This window comes from Klebsiella sp. TF21-TM (genome assembly GCF_019753495.1).
Classification (GTDB): domain Bacteria; phylum Pseudomonadota; class Gammaproteobacteria; order Enterobacterales; family Enterobacteriaceae; genus Klebsiella; species Klebsiella quasipneumoniae.
The window spans coordinates 110696-130592 of record NZ_JAIJYL010000012.1 but is presented as its reverse complement, the minus strand read 5'-3'; the positions used below and the strand labels follow the sequence as shown (position 1 = coordinate 130592).

17 protein-coding genes and 1 pseudogene are annotated in these 19897 nt (G+C 58.0%); 13 read left to right on the top strand and 5 right to left on the bottom strand.

Going from position 1 to position 19897, the window contains the following annotated elements; all coding sequences use genetic code 11:
- Positions 1–54: 54 nt before the first annotated feature.
- The gene (gene dinF, locus K5R89_RS13800) at positions 55–1371 is read left to right on the top strand and encodes an MATE family efflux transporter DinF (RefSeq protein ID WP_044525128.1); all 1317 of its coding nucleotides are present in this window, start codon (positions 55–57) and stop codon (positions 1369–1371) included.
- Between the two features lie 45 nt (positions 1372–1416).
- Here the strand turns inward: dinF and K5R89_RS13795 are convergent.
- Positions 1417–1543 (bottom strand): annotated as a pseudogene (locus K5R89_RS13795) (hypothetical protein).
- A 65-nt stretch (positions 1544–1608) separates the two neighbouring features.
- On the opposite strand from K5R89_RS13795, the gene K5R89_RS13790 reads away from it, so the two are divergent.
- Positions 1609–1818 (top strand): CsbD family protein, encoded by a 210-nt coding sequence (locus K5R89_RS13790; RefSeq protein WP_023291626.1) that lies wholly within the window; start codon positions 1609–1611, stop codon positions 1816–1818.
- Positions 1819–1913: 95 nt separating this feature from the next.
- Here K5R89_RS13790 and zur read toward each other — a convergent pair whose 3' ends face one another.
- Complete coding sequence (gene zur / locus K5R89_RS13785; protein ID WP_023291627.1) at positions 1914–2429, bottom strand: zinc uptake transcriptional repressor Zur; 516 nt, start codon at positions 2427–2429, stop codon at positions 1914–1916.
- 248 nt (positions 2430–2677) lie between these two features.
- On the opposite strand from zur, the gene K5R89_RS13780 reads away from it, so the two are divergent.
- The 3 genes from K5R89_RS13780 (at position 2678) to pspG (ending at position 4648) form a co-directional block, all read left to right on the top strand.
- Entirely contained in the window at positions 2678–3166 is a 489-nt protein-coding gene (locus K5R89_RS13780; RefSeq protein WP_023291628.1) for a cupin domain-containing protein, read from the top strand.
- Positions 3167–3266: 100 nt separating this feature from the next.
- Positions 3267–4265, top strand: a complete 999-nt coding sequence (gene dusA / locus K5R89_RS13775; RefSeq protein WP_217220527.1) for a tRNA dihydrouridine(20/20a) synthase DusA — start codon at positions 3267–3269, stop codon at positions 4263–4265.
- Positions 4266–4405: 140 nt separating this feature from the next.
- Positions 4406–4648, top strand: coding sequence for an envelope stress response protein PspG (pspG, locus tag K5R89_RS13770; protein WP_004206297.1), 243 nt, complete (start codon positions 4406–4408; stop codon positions 4646–4648).
- 181 nt (positions 4649–4829) lie between these two features.
- Here pspG and K5R89_RS13765 read toward each other — a convergent pair whose 3' ends face one another.
- On the bottom strand, positions 4830–5813 hold the full coding sequence (locus tag K5R89_RS13765; protein ID WP_023291630.1) for a quinone oxidoreductase: 984 nt from the start codon (positions 5811–5813) through the stop codon (positions 4830–4832).
- Positions 5814–5982: 169 nt separating this feature from the next.
- On the opposite strand from K5R89_RS13765, the gene dnaB reads away from it, so the two are divergent.
- The 6 genes from dnaB to K5R89_RS13735 all read left to right on the top strand — a co-directional run bounded on the left by dnaB (position 5983) and on the right by K5R89_RS13735 (position 11693).
- On the top strand, positions 5983–7398 hold the full coding sequence (gene dnaB, locus K5R89_RS13760) for a replicative DNA helicase (RefSeq protein ID WP_002884942.1): 1416 nt from the start codon (positions 5983–5985) through the stop codon (positions 7396–7398).
- A 31-nt stretch (positions 7399–7429) separates the two neighbouring features.
- Positions 7430–8509: an alanine racemase gene (gene alr, locus K5R89_RS13755; protein WP_101989615.1), complete on the top strand. Its 1080-nt coding sequence runs from the start codon at positions 7430–7432 to the stop codon at positions 8507–8509.
- A 177-nt stretch (positions 8510–8686) separates the two neighbouring features.
- A complete protein-coding gene (gene tyrB / locus K5R89_RS13750; RefSeq protein WP_101976119.1) occupies positions 8687–9880 on the top strand; it encodes an aromatic amino acid transaminase in 1194 nt (397 codons plus the stop codon).
- 191 nt (positions 9881–10071) lie between these two features.
- Positions 10072–10785: an acid phosphatase AphA gene (gene aphA, locus K5R89_RS13745; protein ID WP_004151745.1), complete on the top strand. Its 714-nt coding sequence runs from the start codon at positions 10072–10074 to the stop codon at positions 10783–10785.
- Between the two features lie 131 nt (positions 10786–10916).
- Positions 10917–11333 (top strand): secondary thiamine-phosphate synthase enzyme YjbQ, encoded by a 417-nt coding sequence (locus K5R89_RS13740; RefSeq protein WP_048296434.1) that lies wholly within the window; start codon positions 10917–10919, stop codon positions 11331–11333.
- Positions 11334–11336: 3 nt separating this feature from the next.
- Positions 11337–11693 (top strand): MmcQ/YjbR family DNA-binding protein, encoded by a 357-nt coding sequence (locus K5R89_RS13735; protein WP_023291634.1) that lies wholly within the window; start codon positions 11337–11339, stop codon positions 11691–11693.
- Here K5R89_RS13735 and uvrA read toward each other — a convergent pair whose 3' ends face one another.
- Positions 11694–14519, bottom strand: coding sequence for an excinuclease ABC subunit UvrA (uvrA, locus tag K5R89_RS13730; RefSeq protein WP_023291635.1), 2826 nt, complete (start codon positions 14517–14519; stop codon positions 11694–11696).
- Positions 14520–14773: 254 nt separating this feature from the next.
- Between uvrA and ssb1 the strand changes: the two genes are divergently transcribed.
- Positions 14774–15298 carry a single-stranded DNA-binding protein SSB1 gene (ssb1, locus tag K5R89_RS13725; RefSeq protein ID WP_004151744.1) on the top strand — a complete coding sequence of 175 codons (525 nt, stop codon included), beginning with the start codon at positions 14774–14776 and terminating at the stop codon, positions 15296–15298.
- A 128-nt stretch (positions 15299–15426) separates the two neighbouring features.
- On the opposite strand, the gene K5R89_RS13720 is transcribed toward ssb1, so the two are convergent.
- The gene (locus tag K5R89_RS13720; protein ID WP_065813172.1) at positions 15427–17007 is read right to left on the bottom strand and encodes a lytic transglycosylase F; all 1581 of its coding nucleotides are present in this window, start codon (positions 17005–17007) and stop codon (positions 15427–15429) included.
- A 588-nt stretch (positions 17008–17595) separates the two neighbouring features.
- Between K5R89_RS13720 and K5R89_RS13715 the strand changes: the two genes are divergently transcribed.
- Positions 17596–19854, top strand: a complete 2259-nt coding sequence (locus K5R89_RS13715; protein WP_023291640.1) for a TonB-dependent siderophore receptor — start codon at positions 17596–17598, stop codon at positions 19852–19854.
- The last annotated feature ends 43 nt before the right edge of the window (positions 19855–19897 follow it).

The window sequence follows — 19897 nt, the reverse complement described above, 5'->3', positions numbered from 1 at the left end:
AGCGTCATCTGATGCATGACGCTGCGACGTTTGTCCTCAATTAGGTCTCCGAACATGCTGCTCAACGCTGCCGATAAAGCGCTGTGGCGCCTTGCACTCCCCATGATTTTCTCCAATATCACCGTCCCGCTGCTGGGGCTGGTGGATACCGCGGTGATCGGCCACCTTGACAGCCCGGTATACCTCGGCGGCGTCGCGGTCGGAGCGACGGCCACCAGTTTCCTGTTTATGCTGCTGCTGTTTCTTCGCATGAGTACCACCGGGTTGACCGCTCAGGCCTGGGGGGCCAAAGATCCGCTGCGACTGGCACGGGCGCTGGTGCAGCCGCTGGCTCTGGCGCTGGGCGCCGGGGTGTTGATTATCCTGTTTCGCCTGCCGTTGATTAACCTCGCCCTGCATATCGTCGGCGGCAGCGAGGCGGTTCTCGAGCAGGCGAGACGGTTTCTCGATATCCGCTGGCTCAGCGCTCCCGCGTCGCTGGCCAACCTTGTGCTGCTCGGCTGGCTGCTGGGGGTCCAGTATGCCCGGGCGCCGGTGATTTTGCTGGTGGTCGGTAATCTGTTGAATATTGTGCTCGACCTGTGGCTGGTGATGGGCCTGCGGATGAACGTCCAGGGGGCGGCGCTGGCCACGGTCACCGCGGAGTACGCCACTCTCATTATCGGCCTGATGATGGCGAAGCGGGTGCTGACGCTGCGCGGCGTGTCGCTGGCGATGCTGAAAAACGCCTGGCGCGGCGACATGCGCCGTCTGCTGGCGTTGAATCGCGACATCATGCTGCGCTCCCTGCTGCTGCAGCTGTGCTTTGGCGCGCTGACTGTCTACGGCGCCCGTCTGGGCAGCGATATCGTGGCGGTCAACGCCGTACTGATGACCATGCTGACCTTTACCGCCTACGCGCTGGATGGCTTTGCCTATGCCGTGGAGGCCCACTCCGGCCAGGCCTACGGCGCGCGCGACGGCAGCCAGCTGCTGGAGGTGTGGCGGGCGGCCTGCCGGCAGTCCGGTATGGTGGCGCTGGCGTTTGCCCTGGTTTACAGCCTGGCGGGGGAGTACATCATCGCGCTGTTAACCTCACTGCCTTCCCTGCAGCAGCTGGCCGATCGCTATCTGATCTGGCAGACCATCCTGCCGGTGGTCGGGGTCTGGTGCTATCTGCTGGACGGCATGTTTATCGGCGCGACGCGCGGCGCGGAGATGCGGAACAGTATGGCGGTCGCCGCGGCCGGCTTCGCCGTGACGCTGCTTACGGTCCCGGCGCTCGGCAATCACGGCCTGTGGCTGGCGCTGGCGGTGTTTCTCGCGCTGCGAGGCCTGTCGCTGGCGCTGATCTGGCGCCGCCACTGGCGACGCGGCACCTGGTTTAGTTAGCCCTTTCTCTAGCTCGCCATTATCGGTGAACGTCCTCCGGTCGCGTCAGGCTTGCCGGCGCGACTCAGTAGCCCGGCCGAGCGTAGCGCGTGCCGGGAAAACCACCTTCAGCGTTTCCAATGAAGGCTATGGTTAAAAATTCCGAATAACGAATCGGCGCCAGCATTCTCATCTATAGTTAATACCATGTCCGGCACAAAACGGGCTGTAAACCCACCGAATGATGAGGACGTTATCATGAATAAAGACGAAATCGGCGGTAACTGGAAACAGTTGAAAGGTAAAGCCAAGGAACAGTGGGGCAAACTTACCGATGACGATATGACCGTAATCGAAGGGAAGCGCGACCAGCTGGTCGGCAAAATTCAGGAGCGTTACGGCTATGAGAAAGATCAGGCTGAGAAAGAAGTCTCAGACTGGGAGCATAAGAACGACTATCGCTGGTAGCGTTCCGTGATCCGAAGAATGAAGCATTTGTGTTAGTGCCTGTCTAAATGGCGCAGGGACGCGCCGTTAACCCTTTTTCCCGCTGCGGCTGCCGCTCAGCGGGCTTTCTTTTTGAGCTGAATCGTATGATCGTGCTGGCAGTGTCCCGGCGTGCTGCAGGCTTCCACTTCCACGCAGCTCGCGCAAAGGCCATGAGCTTCAATCACGTTGTGGCGCAGGGCGAAGCCCATTCTGGCCGCCAGCGTGTGCATGATATCTTCCACCCCTTCAGCCGCCTCTTCCTTCACCACGCCGCAGCGGTCGCAGATAAACATGGCCGAGCTGTGGGTTGGCTGGTCAAAGAGATGACACAGCACATAGCTGTTGGTCGATTCCACCTTGTGGACAAAACCCTGCTCGAGTAAAAACTCCAGCGCGCGGTAGACCGTCGGCGGCTTTGCCTGCGGCTCTTTCTCACGCAGCAGATCCAGCAGGTCGTAGGCGCTGATTGCCCCTTGCTGCAGGCTCATCAGGCGCAACACTTCCAGACGCTGTGGGGTCAGGCGTACGCCGCGTTGCGCACACAGCTTTTCAGCATGCGCTAACATCTCTTGCGAAGGGGACTTATCCATGAGCATCCTCAGGTTGCGTGAAATTGAATCTGTTACTTTATCACGTTCCGCGGAAAACGCCGAGACCCGACGGGTGATGCGGGTCATACTTCAGATTGTCGGCGCCAGTCCACTCCCTGGCGCTGGCCGCTGACGCTCGTGGAGGCTGCGCTTTAGCCGGTCGCTAAAACCGTCATGCCCGATTTAATCGCAACACGCCTGACCCAGGGTATGCTATATCTGAAGTGTCTCATTTTCGGGAGAAAACGATGAAACGACCTGATTGCATTCGCCACTGGCGCGAACTGGAAGGGCCCGACGATGCCACTTATCCCGACAGCCCGGAGCGTTTTTCCATTGGCGCGCCGCTGGGGCGCGGTTTACGCCTCAACCGGCTGGGGATCCACCACGAGAGACTGCCGCCCGGGCGGCGCACCTCTTACCCGCACGCGGAGAGCGATGAGGAAGAGTTCATCTATGTGCTGGAGGGCTATCCGGAAGTGTGGATAAACGGCTATCTCTGGAAGCTGGAGCCGGGCGATAGCGTGGGTTTCCCCGCCGGCACCGGCGTTTGCCACACCTTTCTCAATAACACCGAGCAGGAGGTTCGTCTGTTGGTGGTGGGTGAGGCCAACAAAAAGTACAACCGAATTTACTACCCGCTCAATCCCGGCTATGCCGCGACGCGCCAGGATCGCTGGGTTGATCATCCGCCGCAGTTCTTTGGCCCACATGACGGCAAACCGCGGATAAAGTAATCGACACCGGGAAGGGGCGAAGCGCGGCGCACTACGCGCCTGTGGTTTATCTTTATGCTATAGTAGCGCCCCTTTTTACCCGGATGCTTATTTATTCGCCATGATGCCTGAATCAACGTCACCTGTTTTTCCTGCTCACCGCTTCTCCATCGCGCCGATGCTCGACTGGACTGACCGGCATTGCCGCTACTTCCTGCGGCTGCTGTCGCGGCATACGCTGCTGTATACCGAAATGGTGACCACCGGGGCGATTATTCACGGCAAAGGGGACTATCTGGCCTATAGCGAAGAAGAACACCCGGTTGCTCTGCAGCTCGGCGGCAGCGATCCGCAGGCCCTGGCGCAGTGCGCGAAGCTGGCCGAGGCGCGCGGCTATGATGAGATCAATCTCAACGTCGGCTGCCCCTCCGATCGGGTGCAGAATGGGATGTTTGGCGCCTGTCTGATGGGGAACGCCCAGCTGGTGGCCGACTGTATCAAAGCGATGCGCGATGTGGTGTCGATCCCGGTCACGGTGAAGACCCGTATCGGCATCGACGACCAGGATAGCTATGAATTCCTTTACGATTTCATAGAGACGGTCTCCGGCAAGGGCGAATGTGAGATGTTTATTATTCACGCGCGCAAAGCCTGGCTCTCCGGTCTGAGCCCGAAAGAGAACCGCGAGATCCCGCCGCTGGATTACCCCCGCGTCTGGCAGCTGAAGCGCGACTTCCCCCATCTGACGATGGCGATTAACGGCGGCATCAAATCGCTGGATGAAGTCAGAGCACAGCTTGAGCATATGGATGGGGTGATGGTCGGGCGTGAGGCCTATCAGAATCCGGGCATTCTGGCTTCGGTCGACCGGGAGATTTTCGGCGTCGCCGGCGCGGATGCCGATCCCGTGGCCGTCGTGCGGGCCATGTACCCGTATATTGAGCGCGAGCTCAGCAAGGGTACTTATCTGGGCCATATCACCCGTCATATGCTGGGACTGTTTCAAGGTATCCCGGGCGCCCGCCAGTGGCGTCGCTACCTGAGCGAGAATGCGCATAAAGTCGGCGCCGACATTGCGGTGCTGGAGCAGGCCCTGAAGCTGGTGGCCGATAAGCGTTAGTTTCTCACCAAAACCTGGTGAAATTGACCACGCCTCGCACACCATTGCGGGGCGTTTTCTTTTAAATTCAATTATTTATTGTTGGCATGTTTTTTGTAATACCTGCAGAGCGACATATTAATGACTGTGGGGAGAGAGCCATGCTGGAACTGTTATTTGTCATCGGATTTTTTGTCATGCTGCTGGTCACCGGTGTATCGCTGTTGGGGATTATCGCCGCCATCGTGGTGGCTACGGCGCTGATGTTCGTCGGCGGTTTGTTTGCTTTAATGATTAAATTGCTGCCGTGGCTGCTGTTGGCGGTGGTGGTGGTGTGGGTTATTCGGGCACTGAAAACCCCGGACGGAAACGCTTTTCGCGACAATAACCGTTGGCGTTACTAAGGTATTGAGGGGTATGTCACAACCTGAACAATTTTGCACAGAACCGCGTAGGCATTACTGCGCAAATCTGTCACTATTAGCGCGTTAACGAATTCATCGCGCTGTACCCTACATACAGCCGAACTAAAAAAAAGTAAGGGCTTCCCAGGTGGAAGCCCTAAACTTTTGTCCCTTTGTCCGCTTACGGCAGCAGCAGACTCGACCCCTGTGTCACCCGGCTCTCCAGAACTTCATGCGCCCGTCGCGCTTCGGTCAGCGGATAGGTCTGACTCTCGGGCACGTCCACTTTAATCACGCCGCTGGCGATCAGCGAAAACAGCTCACTGCAGGCTTCCGCCAGCTCTTCCCGGTTGGTGATATAGCCCTGCAGCGATGGGCGGGTGACGTACAGAGAACCTTTCTGGTTCAGGATCCCCAGATTAACGCCGGTTACCGGGCCGGAAGAGTTGCCAAAGCTGACCATCAGGCCGCGGCGTTGCAGACAGTCCAGAGAGGCTTCCCAGGTATCTTTCCCTACCGAGTCATAGACCACGGCGACTTTCTTACCGTCGGTGAGCGCTTTGAGCCGCTCCGCGATAGGTTCTTCGCGATAGTTAATCACCTGCCAGGCGCCCGCCGCTTTGGCGCGCTGCGCCTTCTGCGCGCTGCCGACGGTGCCGATAAGTTTCGCCCCCAGCGCTTTCGCCCACTGACAGGCTATCAGCCCCACGCCGCCGGCGGCTGCGTGAAACAGGAACATCTCATCAGGCTTAATTTCATAGGTTTTGCGCAGCAGATACCAGACCGTTAATCCCTTGAGGAACGACGCGGCGGCCTGTTCGAAAGAGATGGCGTCCGGGAGGACTGCCGCTTTGTCGGCCAGCACATTGTGCACCGTGCTGTAGGCGCCGAGCGCTGACTGGGCGTACACCACCCGATCGCCTACCTTAATGTGCGATACCCCATGGCCAACTTTACTGACGACGCCGGCCGCTTCGGTGCCGAGGCCGCTCGGCAGCGACGGCGGCGGATAGAGGCCGCCACGAACATAGGTGTCGATATAATTGATACCGATGGCTTTGTTTTCGACCTGAATTTCATGCTCAGCGGGATCGCGGGGCGTGAATTCAACCGCCTGAAGCACCTCCGGCCCACCGTGTTTTGAAAATTCGATGCGTGTTGCCATGTTCGCTCCTGTGTTGTTCTGAGATTATCCAGTAAGCTTAACAGCCTGCGGCGGCGGCGACGGATTTTCTTACCCGCCTCAGGCCAGTCACGCTGAATGGGTTCTTTAGCGGCAATGGCTTTCTCGCTATACTGTCACGCTCTTTTCCGTATCGGTGAAACGTTAGGCTATGGCAGGAAATAAACCCTTCAACAAACCACAGACAGAAACCCGCGAACGCGATCCGCAGCTCGCCGGGCTGAAAGTCCCGCCGCACTCGATTGAAGCGGAGCAGTCGGTGTTGGGCGGTTTAATGCTGGATAACGAGCGCTGGGACGACGTCGCCGAACGCGTCGTTGCCGACGACTTTTATACCCGTCCGCATCGTCATATCTTTACCGAGATGGCGCGCCTGCAGGAGTCGGGCAGCCCGATTGACCTGATCACCCTTGCGGAGTCGCTGGAGCGTCAGGGACAGCTGGACAGCGTGGGCGGCTTCGCCTATCTGGCTGAACTGTCCAAAAATACCCCCAGCGCGGCAAACATCAGCGCCTATGCCGACATCGTGCGCGAACGCGCGGTCGTGCGCGAGATGATCTCGGTGGCCAATGAAATCGCCGAGGCCGGCTTCGACCCGCAGGGGCGAACCAGCGAAGATCTGCTCGACCTCGCCGAGTCCCGCGTCTTTAAAATCGCTGAAAGCCGGGCCAATAAAGACGAAGGGCCGAAAAACATCGCCGATGTCCTCGACGCCACCGTCGCCCGTATCGAACAGCTGTTCCAGCAGCCCCACGACGGCGTTACCGGGGTCAACACCGGCTACGACGACCTCAACAAAAAGACCGCCGGCCTGCAGCCGTCGGATCTGATTATCGTCGCCGCCCGTCCGTCGATGGGTAAAACGACCTTCGCCATGAACCTCGTGGAAAACGCAGCGATGCTGCAGGACAAGCCGGTACTCATCTTCAGTCTCGAGATGCCCTCGGAACAGATTATGATGCGTTCTCTGGCCTCGCTGTCGCGCGTCGATCAGACCCGCATTCGTACCGGTCAGCTGGACGATGAGGACTGGGCGCGGATCTCCGGCACCATGGGCATTCTGCTGGAAAAACGTAACATCTATATCGATGACTCCTCCGGCCTGACGCCGACGGAAGTGCGTTCCCGCGCGCGGCGTATCGCTCGCGAGCACGGCGGCATCGGGCTGATTATGATCGACTACCTGCAGCTGATGCGCGTGCCGTCGCTCTCCGACAACCGTACCCTCGAGATCGCCGAAATCTCCCGCTCGCTGAAGGCGCTGGCCAAAGAGCTGCAGGTGCCGGTGGTGGCGCTGTCGCAGCTGAACCGCTCGCTGGAGCAACGTGCCGATAAACGCCCGGTCAACTCCGACCTGCGTGAGTCCGGTTCTATCGAACAGGATGCCGACTTAATCATGTTCATTTACCGTGATGAGGTCTATCACGAGAACAGCGATCTGAAGGGCATCGCGGAAATTATCATTGGTAAACAACGTAACGGCCCGATCGGCACCGTGCGACTGACCTTCAACGGCCAGTGGTCGCGTTTCGATAATTATGCTGGCCCTCAGTATGATGATGAGTAATCCTTCCTCCTTCTTTAATTAAGGAATTCAAATGCAAGCGGCAACTGTAGTTATCAACCGCCGCGCTCTGCGACACAACCTGCAACGTCTGCGTGAACTGGCGCCTGCCAGCAAACTGGTTGCGGTGGTGAAAGCGAACGCCTACGGACACGGTCTTCTTGAGACCGCGCGAACGCTGACCGACGCCGACGCTTTTGGCGTCGCCCGCCTGGAAGAGGCGCTGCGCCTGCGAGCGGGGGGGATCGCCCAGCCGATCCTCCTGCTGGAAGGCTTTTTTGCGGCGGAAGACCTGGCGGTGATCGCCGCTCAGCGTCTGCATACGGCGGTGCATAGCCCCGAACAGCTGGCGGCGCTGGAGCAAGCCGACCTCCCCGAGCCGGTGACCGTGTGGATGAAACTGGATACCGGTATGCATCGCTTAGGGGTGCGCCCGGAGGAAGCTGAGGCGTTTTATCAGCGTCTGAGCCAGTGCAAAAACGTCCGCCAGCCGGTCAACGTGGTGAGCCACTTCGCCCGCGCCGATGAGCCGACCTGCGGCGCCACCGAACGGCAGCTGGATATCTTCACCACCTTTACCGAAGGCAAGCCGGGATGGCGCTCTATTGCCGCCTCGGGTGGCATCCTGCTGTGGCCGCAGTCGCATTATGACTGGGTGCGTCCGGGCATTATCCTGTATGGCGTGTCGCCGCTGGACGATCGCTCCACCGGGAAAGATTTTGGCTGTCAGCCGGTGATGACCCTGACGTCCAGCCTGATTGCCGTGCGCGAGCATAAAGAAGGGGAGCCCGTCGGCTACGGCGGCACCTGGGTCAGCGAACGCGACACTCGGCTCGGCGTGGTCGCGATGGGCTATGGCGACGGTTATCCGCGCGCCGCGCCGTCGGGCACCCCAGTGCTGGTCAATGGCCGCGAAGTGCCGATTGTCGGCCGGGTGGCGATGGATATGATCTGTGTTGACCTCGGCCCGCAGGCCGAGGATAAAGCCGGCGACGCGGTGGTGCTGTGGGGAGAGGGACTCCCGGTAGAGCGCATCGCCGAGATAACGAAAGTGAGCGCTTACGAACTTATTACGCGACTGACCTCCCGCGTAGCCATGAAATACCTCGACTGAGCCTCGTTCGTACCGGATAGCTCAGACGCTGGTCCGGTACGCAATCGGTATAGCCGCGGACAAAAAAGCGGTTTATACCGCTGCGCAGTCACTTTCCCCTCAACATCCTCTCGACCTGCCGTCATATCCGGTTTATTGTGTAAGAACCTGCCCTATGTAAACCTGGAGATACATCGCGTGTTTCAAAAAGTTGACGCCTACGCCGGCGACCCAATTCTTTCTCTGATGGAACGCTTCAAAGAAGACCCGCGAAGCGACAAAGTCAACCTGAGTATCGGGCTGTATTACAACGATGACGGCATTATCCCGCAGCTGCAGGCGGTGGCGGAAGCGGAAGCGCGCCTGAACGCCGAGCCGCACGGCGCCTCGCTGTATCTGCCGATGGAAGGGCTGAGCGGCTACCGCCAGGTGATTGCCCCGCTGCTGTTTGGCGCAGAGCATAGCGCGCTTAAGCAAAACCGCATCGCCTCCATTCAGACGGTTGGCGGTTCGGGCGCGCTGAAGGTCGGGGCCGACTTCCTCAAACGCTACTTTCCTGAGTCTCATGTCTGGGTCAGTGACCCGACCTGGGAAAACCACATCGCCATATTTGAAGGGGCTGGCTTCGAAGTAAGTACTTACCCCTGGTTTGATAAAGCCACCAACGGCGTGCGCTTTGAAGCGCTGCTGGCGACGCTGCAAACGCTGCCGGCGCGCGACATTGTGCTGCTGCACCCCTGCTGCCACAACCCGACCGGCGCCGACCTGACGCCGGAACAGTGGGATCGTGTGGTGGAGATCCTGAAAGCGCGTCAGCTGATCCCGTTCCTCGACATTGCCTACCAGGGCTTTGGCGCAGGGCTGGAAGAGGATGCCTACGCCATTCGCGCCATCGCCAGCGCCGGGATGCCGATGCTGGTCAGCAACTCTTTCTCCAAAATTTTCTCCCTGTACGGGGAGCGCGTCGGCGGCCTGTCGGTGGTCTGTGAAGACAGTGAAACCGCAGGCCGCGTGCTGGGCCAGCTGAAGGCCACCGTGCGCCGCAACTACTCCAGCCCGCCGAGCTTTGGCGCGCAGGTGGTGGCGACGGTGCTGAACGATGCCGGGCTGAAAGCCACCTGGCAGGCGGAAGTGGACGCCATGCGCGCGCATATCCTGACCATGCGTCAGGCGCTGGTCGACGCGCTGCAGCAGGTTGCTCCGGGCAGCAAAGTGGATTATCTGCTCAAGCAGCGCGGGATGTTCAGCTACACCGGCTTCAGCGCGGCGCAGGTGGATCGCCTGCGCGACGAGTTTGGCGTCTACCTGATTGCCAGCGGACGTATGTGCGTGGCGGGGTTAAACTCACGTAATGTTCAGCAGGTAGCGAAAGCCTTTGCCGCGGTAATCTAAGCCGCTCTCCAGCAGGTTGTCTCTGCCGGTCAACGGGCAGGGGCAACCCCCTCTGATTGTGATCATCCTCTTTTTCTATGACATCTGCGCGAAAAAGGCTTTTCATCCCTGCCGCCTGCGGGTAAGGTCGGGACGTTACTAAGCATGCACATTATTGAAAACAATAATGATTGATAGATTTAGGGATAAATATGCGCAAACTTACTCTCGCCCTTGCGGCGGCCTCTCTCCTGTTCACGCTGAACAGCGCCGTCGTGGCGCGCGCCTCCACGCCGCAGCCGCTGTGGGTCGGTACCAACGTGGCCCAGCTGGCCGAGCAGGCGCCGATCCACTGGGTTTCGGTGGCGCAAATTGAGAACAGCCTGCTGGGGCGCCCGCCGATGGCCGTCGGTTTTGATATCGATGACACCGTCCTCTTCTCCAGTCCCGGTTTCTGGCGCGGGCAAAAAACCTTCTCCCCCGGCAGTGAGGATTACCTGAAAAACCCGCAGTTCTGGGAAAAAATGAACAACGGCTGGGACGAATTCAGCATGCCAAAAGAGGTGGCGCGCCAGCTGATTGCCATGCATGTGAAGCGTGGCGACAGCATCTGGTTCGTCACCGGCCGCAGCCAGACCAAAACAGAAACCGTTTCTAAAACCCTGCAGGATGATTTCCTCATCCCGGCCGCCAATATGAACCCGGTGATTTTCGCTGGCGATAAGCCGGGTCAGAACACCAAGACCCAGTGGCTGCAGGCGAAGCAGATAAAGGTTTTCTATGGCGACTCGGATAACGACATTACCGCTGCCCGCGAGGCGGGCGCCCGCGGGATCCGCGTGCTGCGCGCCGCCAACTCCTCCTACAAGCCGCTGCCGATGGCCGGCGCGCTGGGCGAAGAAGTGATCGTCAATTCCGAATACTGATGGGCGCCTGAACGGGATAAACGGCAGCGGTGACGCTGCCGTTTTTTTATGCAAAATCCGGGGTGGAAGGTTTTACCTTTTCACGTATTGCTGCACACTTAGAGGGATTCATTCGCAAAAAGGAGTCGATGATGTGGTATCAGCAAACCCTGACGCTTGGGCCCAAATCCCGTGGTTTTCATCTGGTCACCGACGAAATCCTCGGCCAGATCCGCGGGCTGTCCGGGATGAAGGTCGGCCTGCTACACCTCCTGCTCCAGCATACTTCCGCTTCCCTGACGCTCAACGAAAACTGCGATCCCACCGTCCGGTATGACATGGAGCAGTATTTTCTCAACGCCGTGCCGGACAATGCGCCGTACGAACATGATTATGAAGGCCCTGACGATATGCCGTCGCACATCAAATCATCGATGCTTGGCGTGTCGCTGATGCTGCCGGTCGAGGACGGACGCGTCAGGCTGGGGACCTGGCAGGGCATCTGGCTGGGGGAGCATCGGATACACGGCGGTTCGCGGCACATCGTTGCGACGCTCATGGGGGAATAAAAGATGACAATTTCGGAGTTATTGCAGTACTGCATGGCGAAGCCGGGAGCAGAGCAGAGCGTCCACAGCGACTGGAAAGCCACGCAGATTAAGGTCTCGGACGTGCTGTTTGCCATGGTGAAGGAGGTCGAAGACCAGCGGCCGGCGGTTGCGTTGAAGGCGAGTCCGGAGCTGGCGGAGCTCCTGCGGCAGCAGCATCGCGACGTCCGGCCCAGCAAGCATCTCAATAAAGCGCACTGGAGCACCGTCTTTCTGGATGGCTCGCTGCCGGATTCGCAAATCTACTACCTGGTCGATGCGTCTTACCAGCAGGCGGTGAAAATGCTGCCGGAGCCGGTCCGGCAGCAGCTTTCCCGCTAATTATTTCAGCATCGGCTTCAGGAAGCGCGCGGTGTGCGAGGCTTCGCACTCAGCGACGGTTTCCGGCGTACCGGAAACCAGAATTTCGCCGCCGCCGCTGCCGCCTTCCGGGCCGAGATCGACAATCCAGTCGGCAGTTTTTATCACGTCGAGGTTGTGCTCAATCACCACGATGGTATTGCCCTGATCGCGCAGCTGGTGCAGCACTTCCAGCAGCTGCTGGATATCGGCGAAGTGCAGACCGGTGGTCGGCTCATCGAGGATATACAGCGTCTGGCCGGTACCGCGCTTGGACAGCTCGCGCGCCAGCTTCACGCGCTGCGCCTCGCCGCCGGACAGCGTCGTCGCCGACTGGCCGAGACGGATATAGGTCAGGCCGACATCCATCAGGGTTTGCAGCTTACGCGCCAGCGCCGGTACGGCATCAAAGAACTCGCGCGCTTCTTCAATGGTCATATCCAGCACTTCGTGGATGGTTTTGCCTTTGTACTTAATCTCCAGCGTTTCGCGGTTATAACGCTTACCTTTGCACTGGTCGCACGGTACGTAGATATCCGGCAGGAAGTGCATTTCGACCTTGATCACCCCGTCGCCCTGGCAGGCTTCGCAGCGACCGCCGCGGACGTTAAAACTGAAACGACCCGGCGTATAGCCACGGGAACGTGATTCCGGCACCCCGGCGAAGAGCTCGCGCACCGGCGTAAACACCCCGGTATAGGTCGCGGGGTTGGAGCGCGGCGTACGGCCGATCGGGCTCTGGTCGATATCGATGACTTTATCGAAGTGCTCCAGCCCCTGAATATCGCGATACGGCGCCGGTTCGGCGATGGTCGCCCCGTTAAGCTGACGCTGGGCAATCGGGAACAGGGTATCGTTGATCAGCGTTGATTTACCCGAGCCGGAGACGCCGGTAATGCAGGTAAACAGGCCCACCGGCAGAGTCAGCGTCACGTCTTTCAGGTTGTTGCCGCGCGCGCCGGTCAGTTTGAGGACTTTCTCCGGATCGGCGGGCACGCGCTGCTTCGGCACTTCAATTTTGCGCTTGCCGCTCATGAACTGGCCGGTCAGGGATTCCGGGACGGCCATAATGGCCTCCAGCGGCCCTTCCGCCACCACCTGGCCGCCGTGGACCCCGGCCCCAGGGCCGATATCGATCACATGGTCGGCGGCGCGAATGGCGTCTTCGTCATGCTCAACGACGATCACCGTGTTGCCCAAATTACGCAGGTGAATCAGGGTCCCGAGCAGTCGCTCGTTATCGCGCTGGTGCAGGCCGATGGAGGGCTCATCCAGGACGTACATCACGCCAACCAGTCCGGCGCCAATCTGGCTCGCCAGACGGATACGCTGGGCCTCGCCGCCGGAGAGCGTTTCCGCCGAACGGGAGAGCGTCAGGTAGTTGAGGCCGACGTTGACGAGGAACTTCAGGCGATCGCCAATCTCTTTCAGCACTTTTTCGGCGATTTTCGCCCGCTGGCCGGAGAGTTTCAGATTGTTGAAGAAGTCCATCGCGTGGCCGATGCTCATATCGGAAATGGTCGGCAGCGGGGTGTTTTCCACAAACACGTGGCGCGCCTCGCGGCGCAGACGCGTACCGTCGCAGCTGGCGCACGGGCGATTGCTGATGAACTTCGCCAGCTCTTCGCGCACCGCGCTGGATTCCGTCTCTTTGTAGCGGCGCTCCATGTTATGCAGCACGCCTTCGAACGGATGGCGGCGTACCGAGGTGTCGCCGCGGTCGTTCATGTATTTGAATTCAATATTCTCTTTACCGGAACCGTACAGGACCACTTTCTGCACGCTGGCGCTGAGAGTGCCCCACGGCGCTTCGACGTCGAACTTGTAGTGCTCCGCCAGCGACTTCAGCATCTGGAAGTAGTAGAAGTTACGCCGATCCCAGCCGCGGATGGCGCCGCCCGCCAGCGACAGCTCCGGATTTTGCACCACGCGATCGGGGTCGAAATATTGCTGCACGCCGAGGCCGTCGCAGGTCGGGCAGGCGCCCGCCGGGTTGTTGAAGGAGAACAGGCGCGGCTCCAGCTCGCGCATGCTGTAGCCGCAGATCGGGCAGGCGAAGTTGGCGGAAAACAGCAGTTCTTCCGCTTTCTCATCATCCATATTGGCCACGATGGCGGTACCGCCGGAGAGCTCCAGCGCGGTTTCAAACGACTCGGCCAGACGTTGCGCCAGATCGTCGCGGACCTTGAAGCGGTCGATCACCACCTCAATGGTGTGTTTCTTCTGCAGCTCCAGCTTCGGCGGATCCGAGAGATCGCAGACTTCGCCGTCGATCCGTGCGCGGATATAGCCCTGGCTGGCGAGGTTTTCCAGGGTTTTGGTGTGCTCGCCCTTACGCTCTTTAATAATGGGCGCCAGCAGCATCAGACGCAGGCCTTCCGGCTGGGCGAGGACGTTATCGACCATCTGGCTGACGGTCTGCGCCGCCAGCGGCACGTCGTGGTCCGGACAGCGCGGCTCGCCGACGCGGGCGTACAGCAGACGCAGGTAGTCGTGAATTTCGGTAATAGTACCCACCGTCGAGCGGGGGTTGTGAGAGGTTGATTTCTGTTCGATGGAAATCGCCGGCGACAGCCCTTCGATATGGTCGACGTCCGGCTTCTCCATCAGCGACAGGAACTGTCGCGCATAGGCGGAGAGCGATTCGACGTAGCGACGCTGGCCTTCGGCATACAGGGTGTCGAAAGCCAGTGAAGATTTGCCAGACCCGGAAAGCCCGGTGACGACAATGAGTTTGTCGCGCGGGATAACGAGGTTGATGTTTTTGAGATTATGGGTGCGGGCGCCCCGAACTTCGATCTTATCCATTCACCTTTCCCGGTAGGTAGATACACGGATTGCCTGGTTTGCTTGAAGGACAAACGGCAGAAACGGCTAATTATGACACAATTTAACCTGTCTGGATATACAGTATTGGAATGGCGCTGCGGGAAGCGTGTGAAAATTTGCATAGCGGCGGCATGTTTTCTGGAATTGGCTTAGCAGCTATCAAATTGTCCCTTTGTGGTGTTAGAATTCCCGGTTTACACTTATACAAAACGTATTATTCAGGAGATTCGATCATGGCCAGCAGAGGCGTAAACAAGGTGATTCTCGTCGGTAATCTGGGGCAGGACCCGGAAGTACGCTACATGCCAAGTGGCGGCGCAGTCGCCAACTTCACGCTGGCAACTTCCGAATCCTGGCGTGACAAGCAGACCGGCGAAATGAAAGAGCAGACTGAATGGCACCGCGTTGTGCTGTTCGGCAAACTGGCGGAAGTCGCTGGTGAGTACCTGCGTAAAGGCTCTCAGGTGTACATTGAAGGCCAGCTGCGTACCCGCAAGTGGACCGATCAATCCGGTCAGGATAAATACACCACTGAAGTGGTGGTGAACGTTGGCGGCACCATGCAGATGCTGGGCGGCCGTCAGGGCGGCGGCGCACCGGCAGGCGGCGGCCAGCAGCAGGGCGGTTGGGGTCAGCCTCAGCAGCCGCAGGGCGGCAACCAGTTCAGCGGCGGCGCGCAGTCCCGTCCGCAGCAGCAGGCTCCGGCAGCGCCTTCCAACGAACCGCCGATGGACTTCGACGACGATATCCCGTTCTAAGGCTTGCCTTAGACGCAATATTCGCGTAGTTAAAACAGAAAGCCCCGGTTTCGCCGGGGCTTTTTTTATGATTATTCCACCACCGCCTCAGGAGTCGTTTTGACCACTGATCGCGGATCGCGAGCGCTTCAGGCCGCGGGCACCTGAGCGGTTGCGGGCGTCGCCACGCCTGGCTGCGGTGCGGCGGGCTGTGTCGCTGGCCTTTGCCGCGGCGCGGCCGTCGCTTTCTGTTTGCGGGCCATGTCATCGACGATCAGCCGATAGGCGATGTAATACTTATAGATATTGCTGACGTAGGTCACCGTTTCCGCGCCGATTTTTTCTGCCGCCAGATTTTCGACATTACCGAACCAGACGTTTGGATCAAACCCGCGCTGTTTGGTCATGGTGCGCAGGCGGGCGATACGCGCTGGACCGGCGTTGTAGGAAGCAAAGGTAAATAGCGCTTTATCCAGCCGGGTCATGGGCTCATCAGCATAGTATCGATCTATCATCCAGCGCATATATTTCACGCCAGCATGAATGTTGGGATCCAGCTGTTTAATATCGCCCACCTTCAGCTCTCTTCCGGTGCTGGGCATCACCTGCATCACCCCGACGGCGCCGACGTGGCTTCGAACCGACTGGTTCAGCCGCGACTCCTGGTATCCCTGGGCCGCCATCAGCAGCCAGTCGACATCGTAGCGATCGCCATATTTACGGAAGACGTCCACCATGGCGAGGAACTTGCGCCGTTCCTGACTCGCTGCGGCATTTTTGACATATTTAGCGTTTTTCAGGTAACGCAGCAGGAGAGTATTGCCCAGCGTGGTGCCCTGACGATTCTTTTTCACAAAGTTGTTCAGCAGCGCCAGCAGCTGCGGACTGTCCTGGCGTACCGCCCACGCAATGTTGCCGCCGTCACGCAGCACCACGTTGTCATGGACCTGGATTTTCGGAAACACCTGTTTCCAGAAAACAGCTTTATGCTGATCGACGACGATCAACGGCACCAGCCCGGCGTTGAGCATTTCCAGCAGATCTTCATCCTCCAGCGCTTCCGGCGCCGCTTCCAGGGTAACCGGCGGTCTTGACTCACTGGCAAATCGGGCGTTCAGCGCTTGCAGACTGTCGTAATAGCTGGAGGAGCGGCGAACAAAGACCGTTTGACCGGAGAGCTGCTCCAGGCTGTCGACCTTTGGCGACGCCGGGCCGGAGATCAGCAACTCTTTGACGCCGCTGTAGAGCGGCTGAGCGAAAGCGGCCTGGGCTTCCCGCGACGAAGTGATGGTCAGGTTGGCGGCGACGATATCCCCTTTACCTTCGTTGAGCGCGGTGAAGAGATTATCCCGGCTGACCGGCACGAAAACGATATGCAGCTTCAGGTGGCGCTGTTTCAGCTTTTTATCTTTCGCCAGCTGTTTATTCAGATCGTTTTCCAGCGCCATGAAAATGTCGTGCGTCGCTCCGCGTTGGGTTCCTTTATCAATAAAAAAGAAGGTTTTGCTGTAGGTGGTTAATACCCGGATGGTGCGCCGATCAAGCATGCCAGGCAGATCGCCTTTCCACGGCTGCAGCATGTCGTCGATATGGATCGACAGCGTGTTATCTTCGGTTGCCACCGGCGGCGCTTTTTCCGCCTCCGCCGCAAGCAGGATAGGGGCGAATAACAGCGTCGCGAGGCAGGTGAGCCAGGCGATAAACAGGCGTGATAGCAAGTTGGCGTTCATGGAGGAACACTCCGCAGGGGGATGTGTTTATTTTAGCAGAACGGCTGCCGTTAGCCGGGCACGACAAGGGCGTAAAAAACATAACGATGCTGACAAATCATTTTCTCCCATTTTATCGCTTACTATTAATGTGCTTTTATCTTTACTTTAACTATGGAGATAATATGGCGGAAATGTGTTTTTTTAATGATAAATAGAAAGTAATGATAATGTTTTTATTTTATGCTTCCTCATCTGTTTTGTATTAACCTTTTGATTATTAGTGTTTATTTTATTTTTATCCGATATTGATTATTATCACCTTGATAATGAATCTCATTTTTATTACCGTAGCACAGCACATTACTCTTATTATTCGCTGTCTGGATTACGCTATCAAAGAATAGCGCGAAGCGCTTTTTCTCTAATGATGAAACAGGGCACTTAATTTTATTATGCCTCATGCTGTTTTCTTATTCCCATGACTATCGGGAAGGGGCTGACCTACGCCAAAATCTGGCGAGGCGCTGAGGCGAGTATTTTATCCCCTTGTTTTTTCAATTGGGGAAGGCGTTATGCCCGACAGCAACAGAAAACAGGGCATATTCTATGAAATACACGTCTCACTTCCCGCTGGGGATCGTCATTCCTTTGCTCGCCTGTAGCGTGCAGCTGCAGGCGGCAGAGAATATTACTGAACAATCGACTCGTGACGAGAGCACCCCAACGGCCGAAAACCAGGAGGAAACGATGGTGGTGACCGCTGCCAGGCAGAACCTGCAGGCACCGGGCGTGTCGACCATTACCGCAGAGGAGATTCGCAAACATCCCCCCGCCCGCGATGTGTCGGAGTTAATTCGCACGCAACCCGGGGTCAACCTGACCGGTAACTCCACTAGCGGTCAGCGCGGCAACAACCGGCAAATTGATATCCGTGGCATGGGGCCAGAGAATACGCTGGTGCTGGTCGATGGAAAACCGGTCACCAGCCGTAACTCGGTACGATATGGCTGGCGCGGCGATCGTGATTCCCGTGGCGATACCAACTGGGTGCCGGCAGAGATGATCGATCATATCGATGTGATCCGCGGCCCGGCGGCGGCGCGCTATGGTAATGGCGCGATGGGCGGGGTCGTCAACATCGTAACCAAACCGACCACGCCTGAATGGCATGGGTCGTGGAATACCTATATCAATGCTCCGCAGCACCGTAAAGAAGGGTCGACGAAACGTACCAACTTTAGCCTCAATGGTCCGCTGTCAGACAGTGTTAGCTTCAATCTCTGGGGTAATCTGAGTAAAACCCAGGCCGATGCTCAGGACATTAACGCCGGGCATGAAGCTGAGCGTACCGGTTCCTACGCGGGCTCTTATCCAGCCGGACGTGAAGGGGTAGTGAACAAAGATATTCACAGTAAGCTGCGCTGGGAATTCGCCCCGATGCAGGCCCTGGAGTTTGAGGCCGGCTACAGCCGCCAGGGCAACCTCTATGCCGGCGACACACAAAACACCAATACCAGTACGCTGGTGAAGAGTATGTACGGGAAAGAGACTAACCGTCTCTACCGGCAAACTTACGGCGTAACATGGACCGGCGGCTGGGATAATGGCGTGACCAGCAACAGCTATGCCCAGTACGAACACACCCGCAACTCGCGAATGAATGAAGGGCTGGCGGGCGGTACGGAAGGGATCTTCTCCAGTAACGAGTTTTCAGATATCGATCTGGCCGATGTTCTGCTACATAGCGAAGTGAATATTCCGTTTACGCTGGGGGTCGATCAGAATCTGACGCTGGGCACCGAATGGAACCAGCAGCGGATGAAAGACGGCGTGTCGACAGCCCAGGCGCTCTCTTACGGGGCGATCGACGGTGTATCGGCTACCGATCGTAGCCCGTACTCCAGCGCTGAGATTTTCTCGCTGTTTACCGAAGATAATATGGCGCTAACGGACAGTACCATGCTGACACCCGCTCTGCGCTTCGATCACCACAGCATCGTCGGTAATAACTGGAGCCCGTCGCTGAATCTGTCCCAGGAACTGACGGATGACTGGACGCTTAAGCTGGGCATTGCCCGCGCTTACAAGGCGCCTAACCTCTACCAGTTGAACCCGAACTATATTCTCTACAGCAATGGTCAAGGTTGTTACGCCAGTAGTTCCGCCTGCTATCTGATGGGAAATAGCGACCTGAAAGCGGAGACCAGCGTCAATAAAGAGATCGGTATTGAGTACAAGCATGATGGCTATCAGGCGGGAATTACCTGGTTCCGTAACGACTATCACAACAAGATTGAGTCAGGGTATGCGGCGGTGGGCACTGCCAGCAACGGTACCACCAATATCTATCAGTGGGAAAACGTACCAAAAGCGTTAGTGGAAGGCCTGGAAGGAACGCTGAATCTTCCAGTGGGGGAGACGGTTAACTGGAGCAATAACCTGACATGGATGCTGCAGAGCAAGAATAAGACGACAGGCGACCGGCTGTCAGTGATCCCGCAGTTTACCCTGAACTCGACTTTGAGCTGGCAGGTTCGTGAAGATCTCTCTCTGCAGAGCACCTTTACCTGGTATGGCCGTCAGAAACCAAAACGCTTTAATTATAAGGGCGAGGCGGTCAGCGGCAGCGAACTAAACGAAGTCAGCCCATACAGCATTGTCGGCCTCAGCGCGACCTGGGATGTGAACAAAAATCTGAGCTTCACCAGTGGGATAGATAACCTGTTTGATATCCGCCACTATCGGGCAGGGAATGCGCAAACGACTGGAAACGCGACGACGGGGGCTTACCTTTACGGTGCGGGTGCTGAGACCTATAACGAGTCGGGGCGAACCTTCTTTATGAGCGTAAATACTCATTTCTAATGGTGCTGATGAGAATGAAACCGGGTGCAGCGCGGCCCGGTTT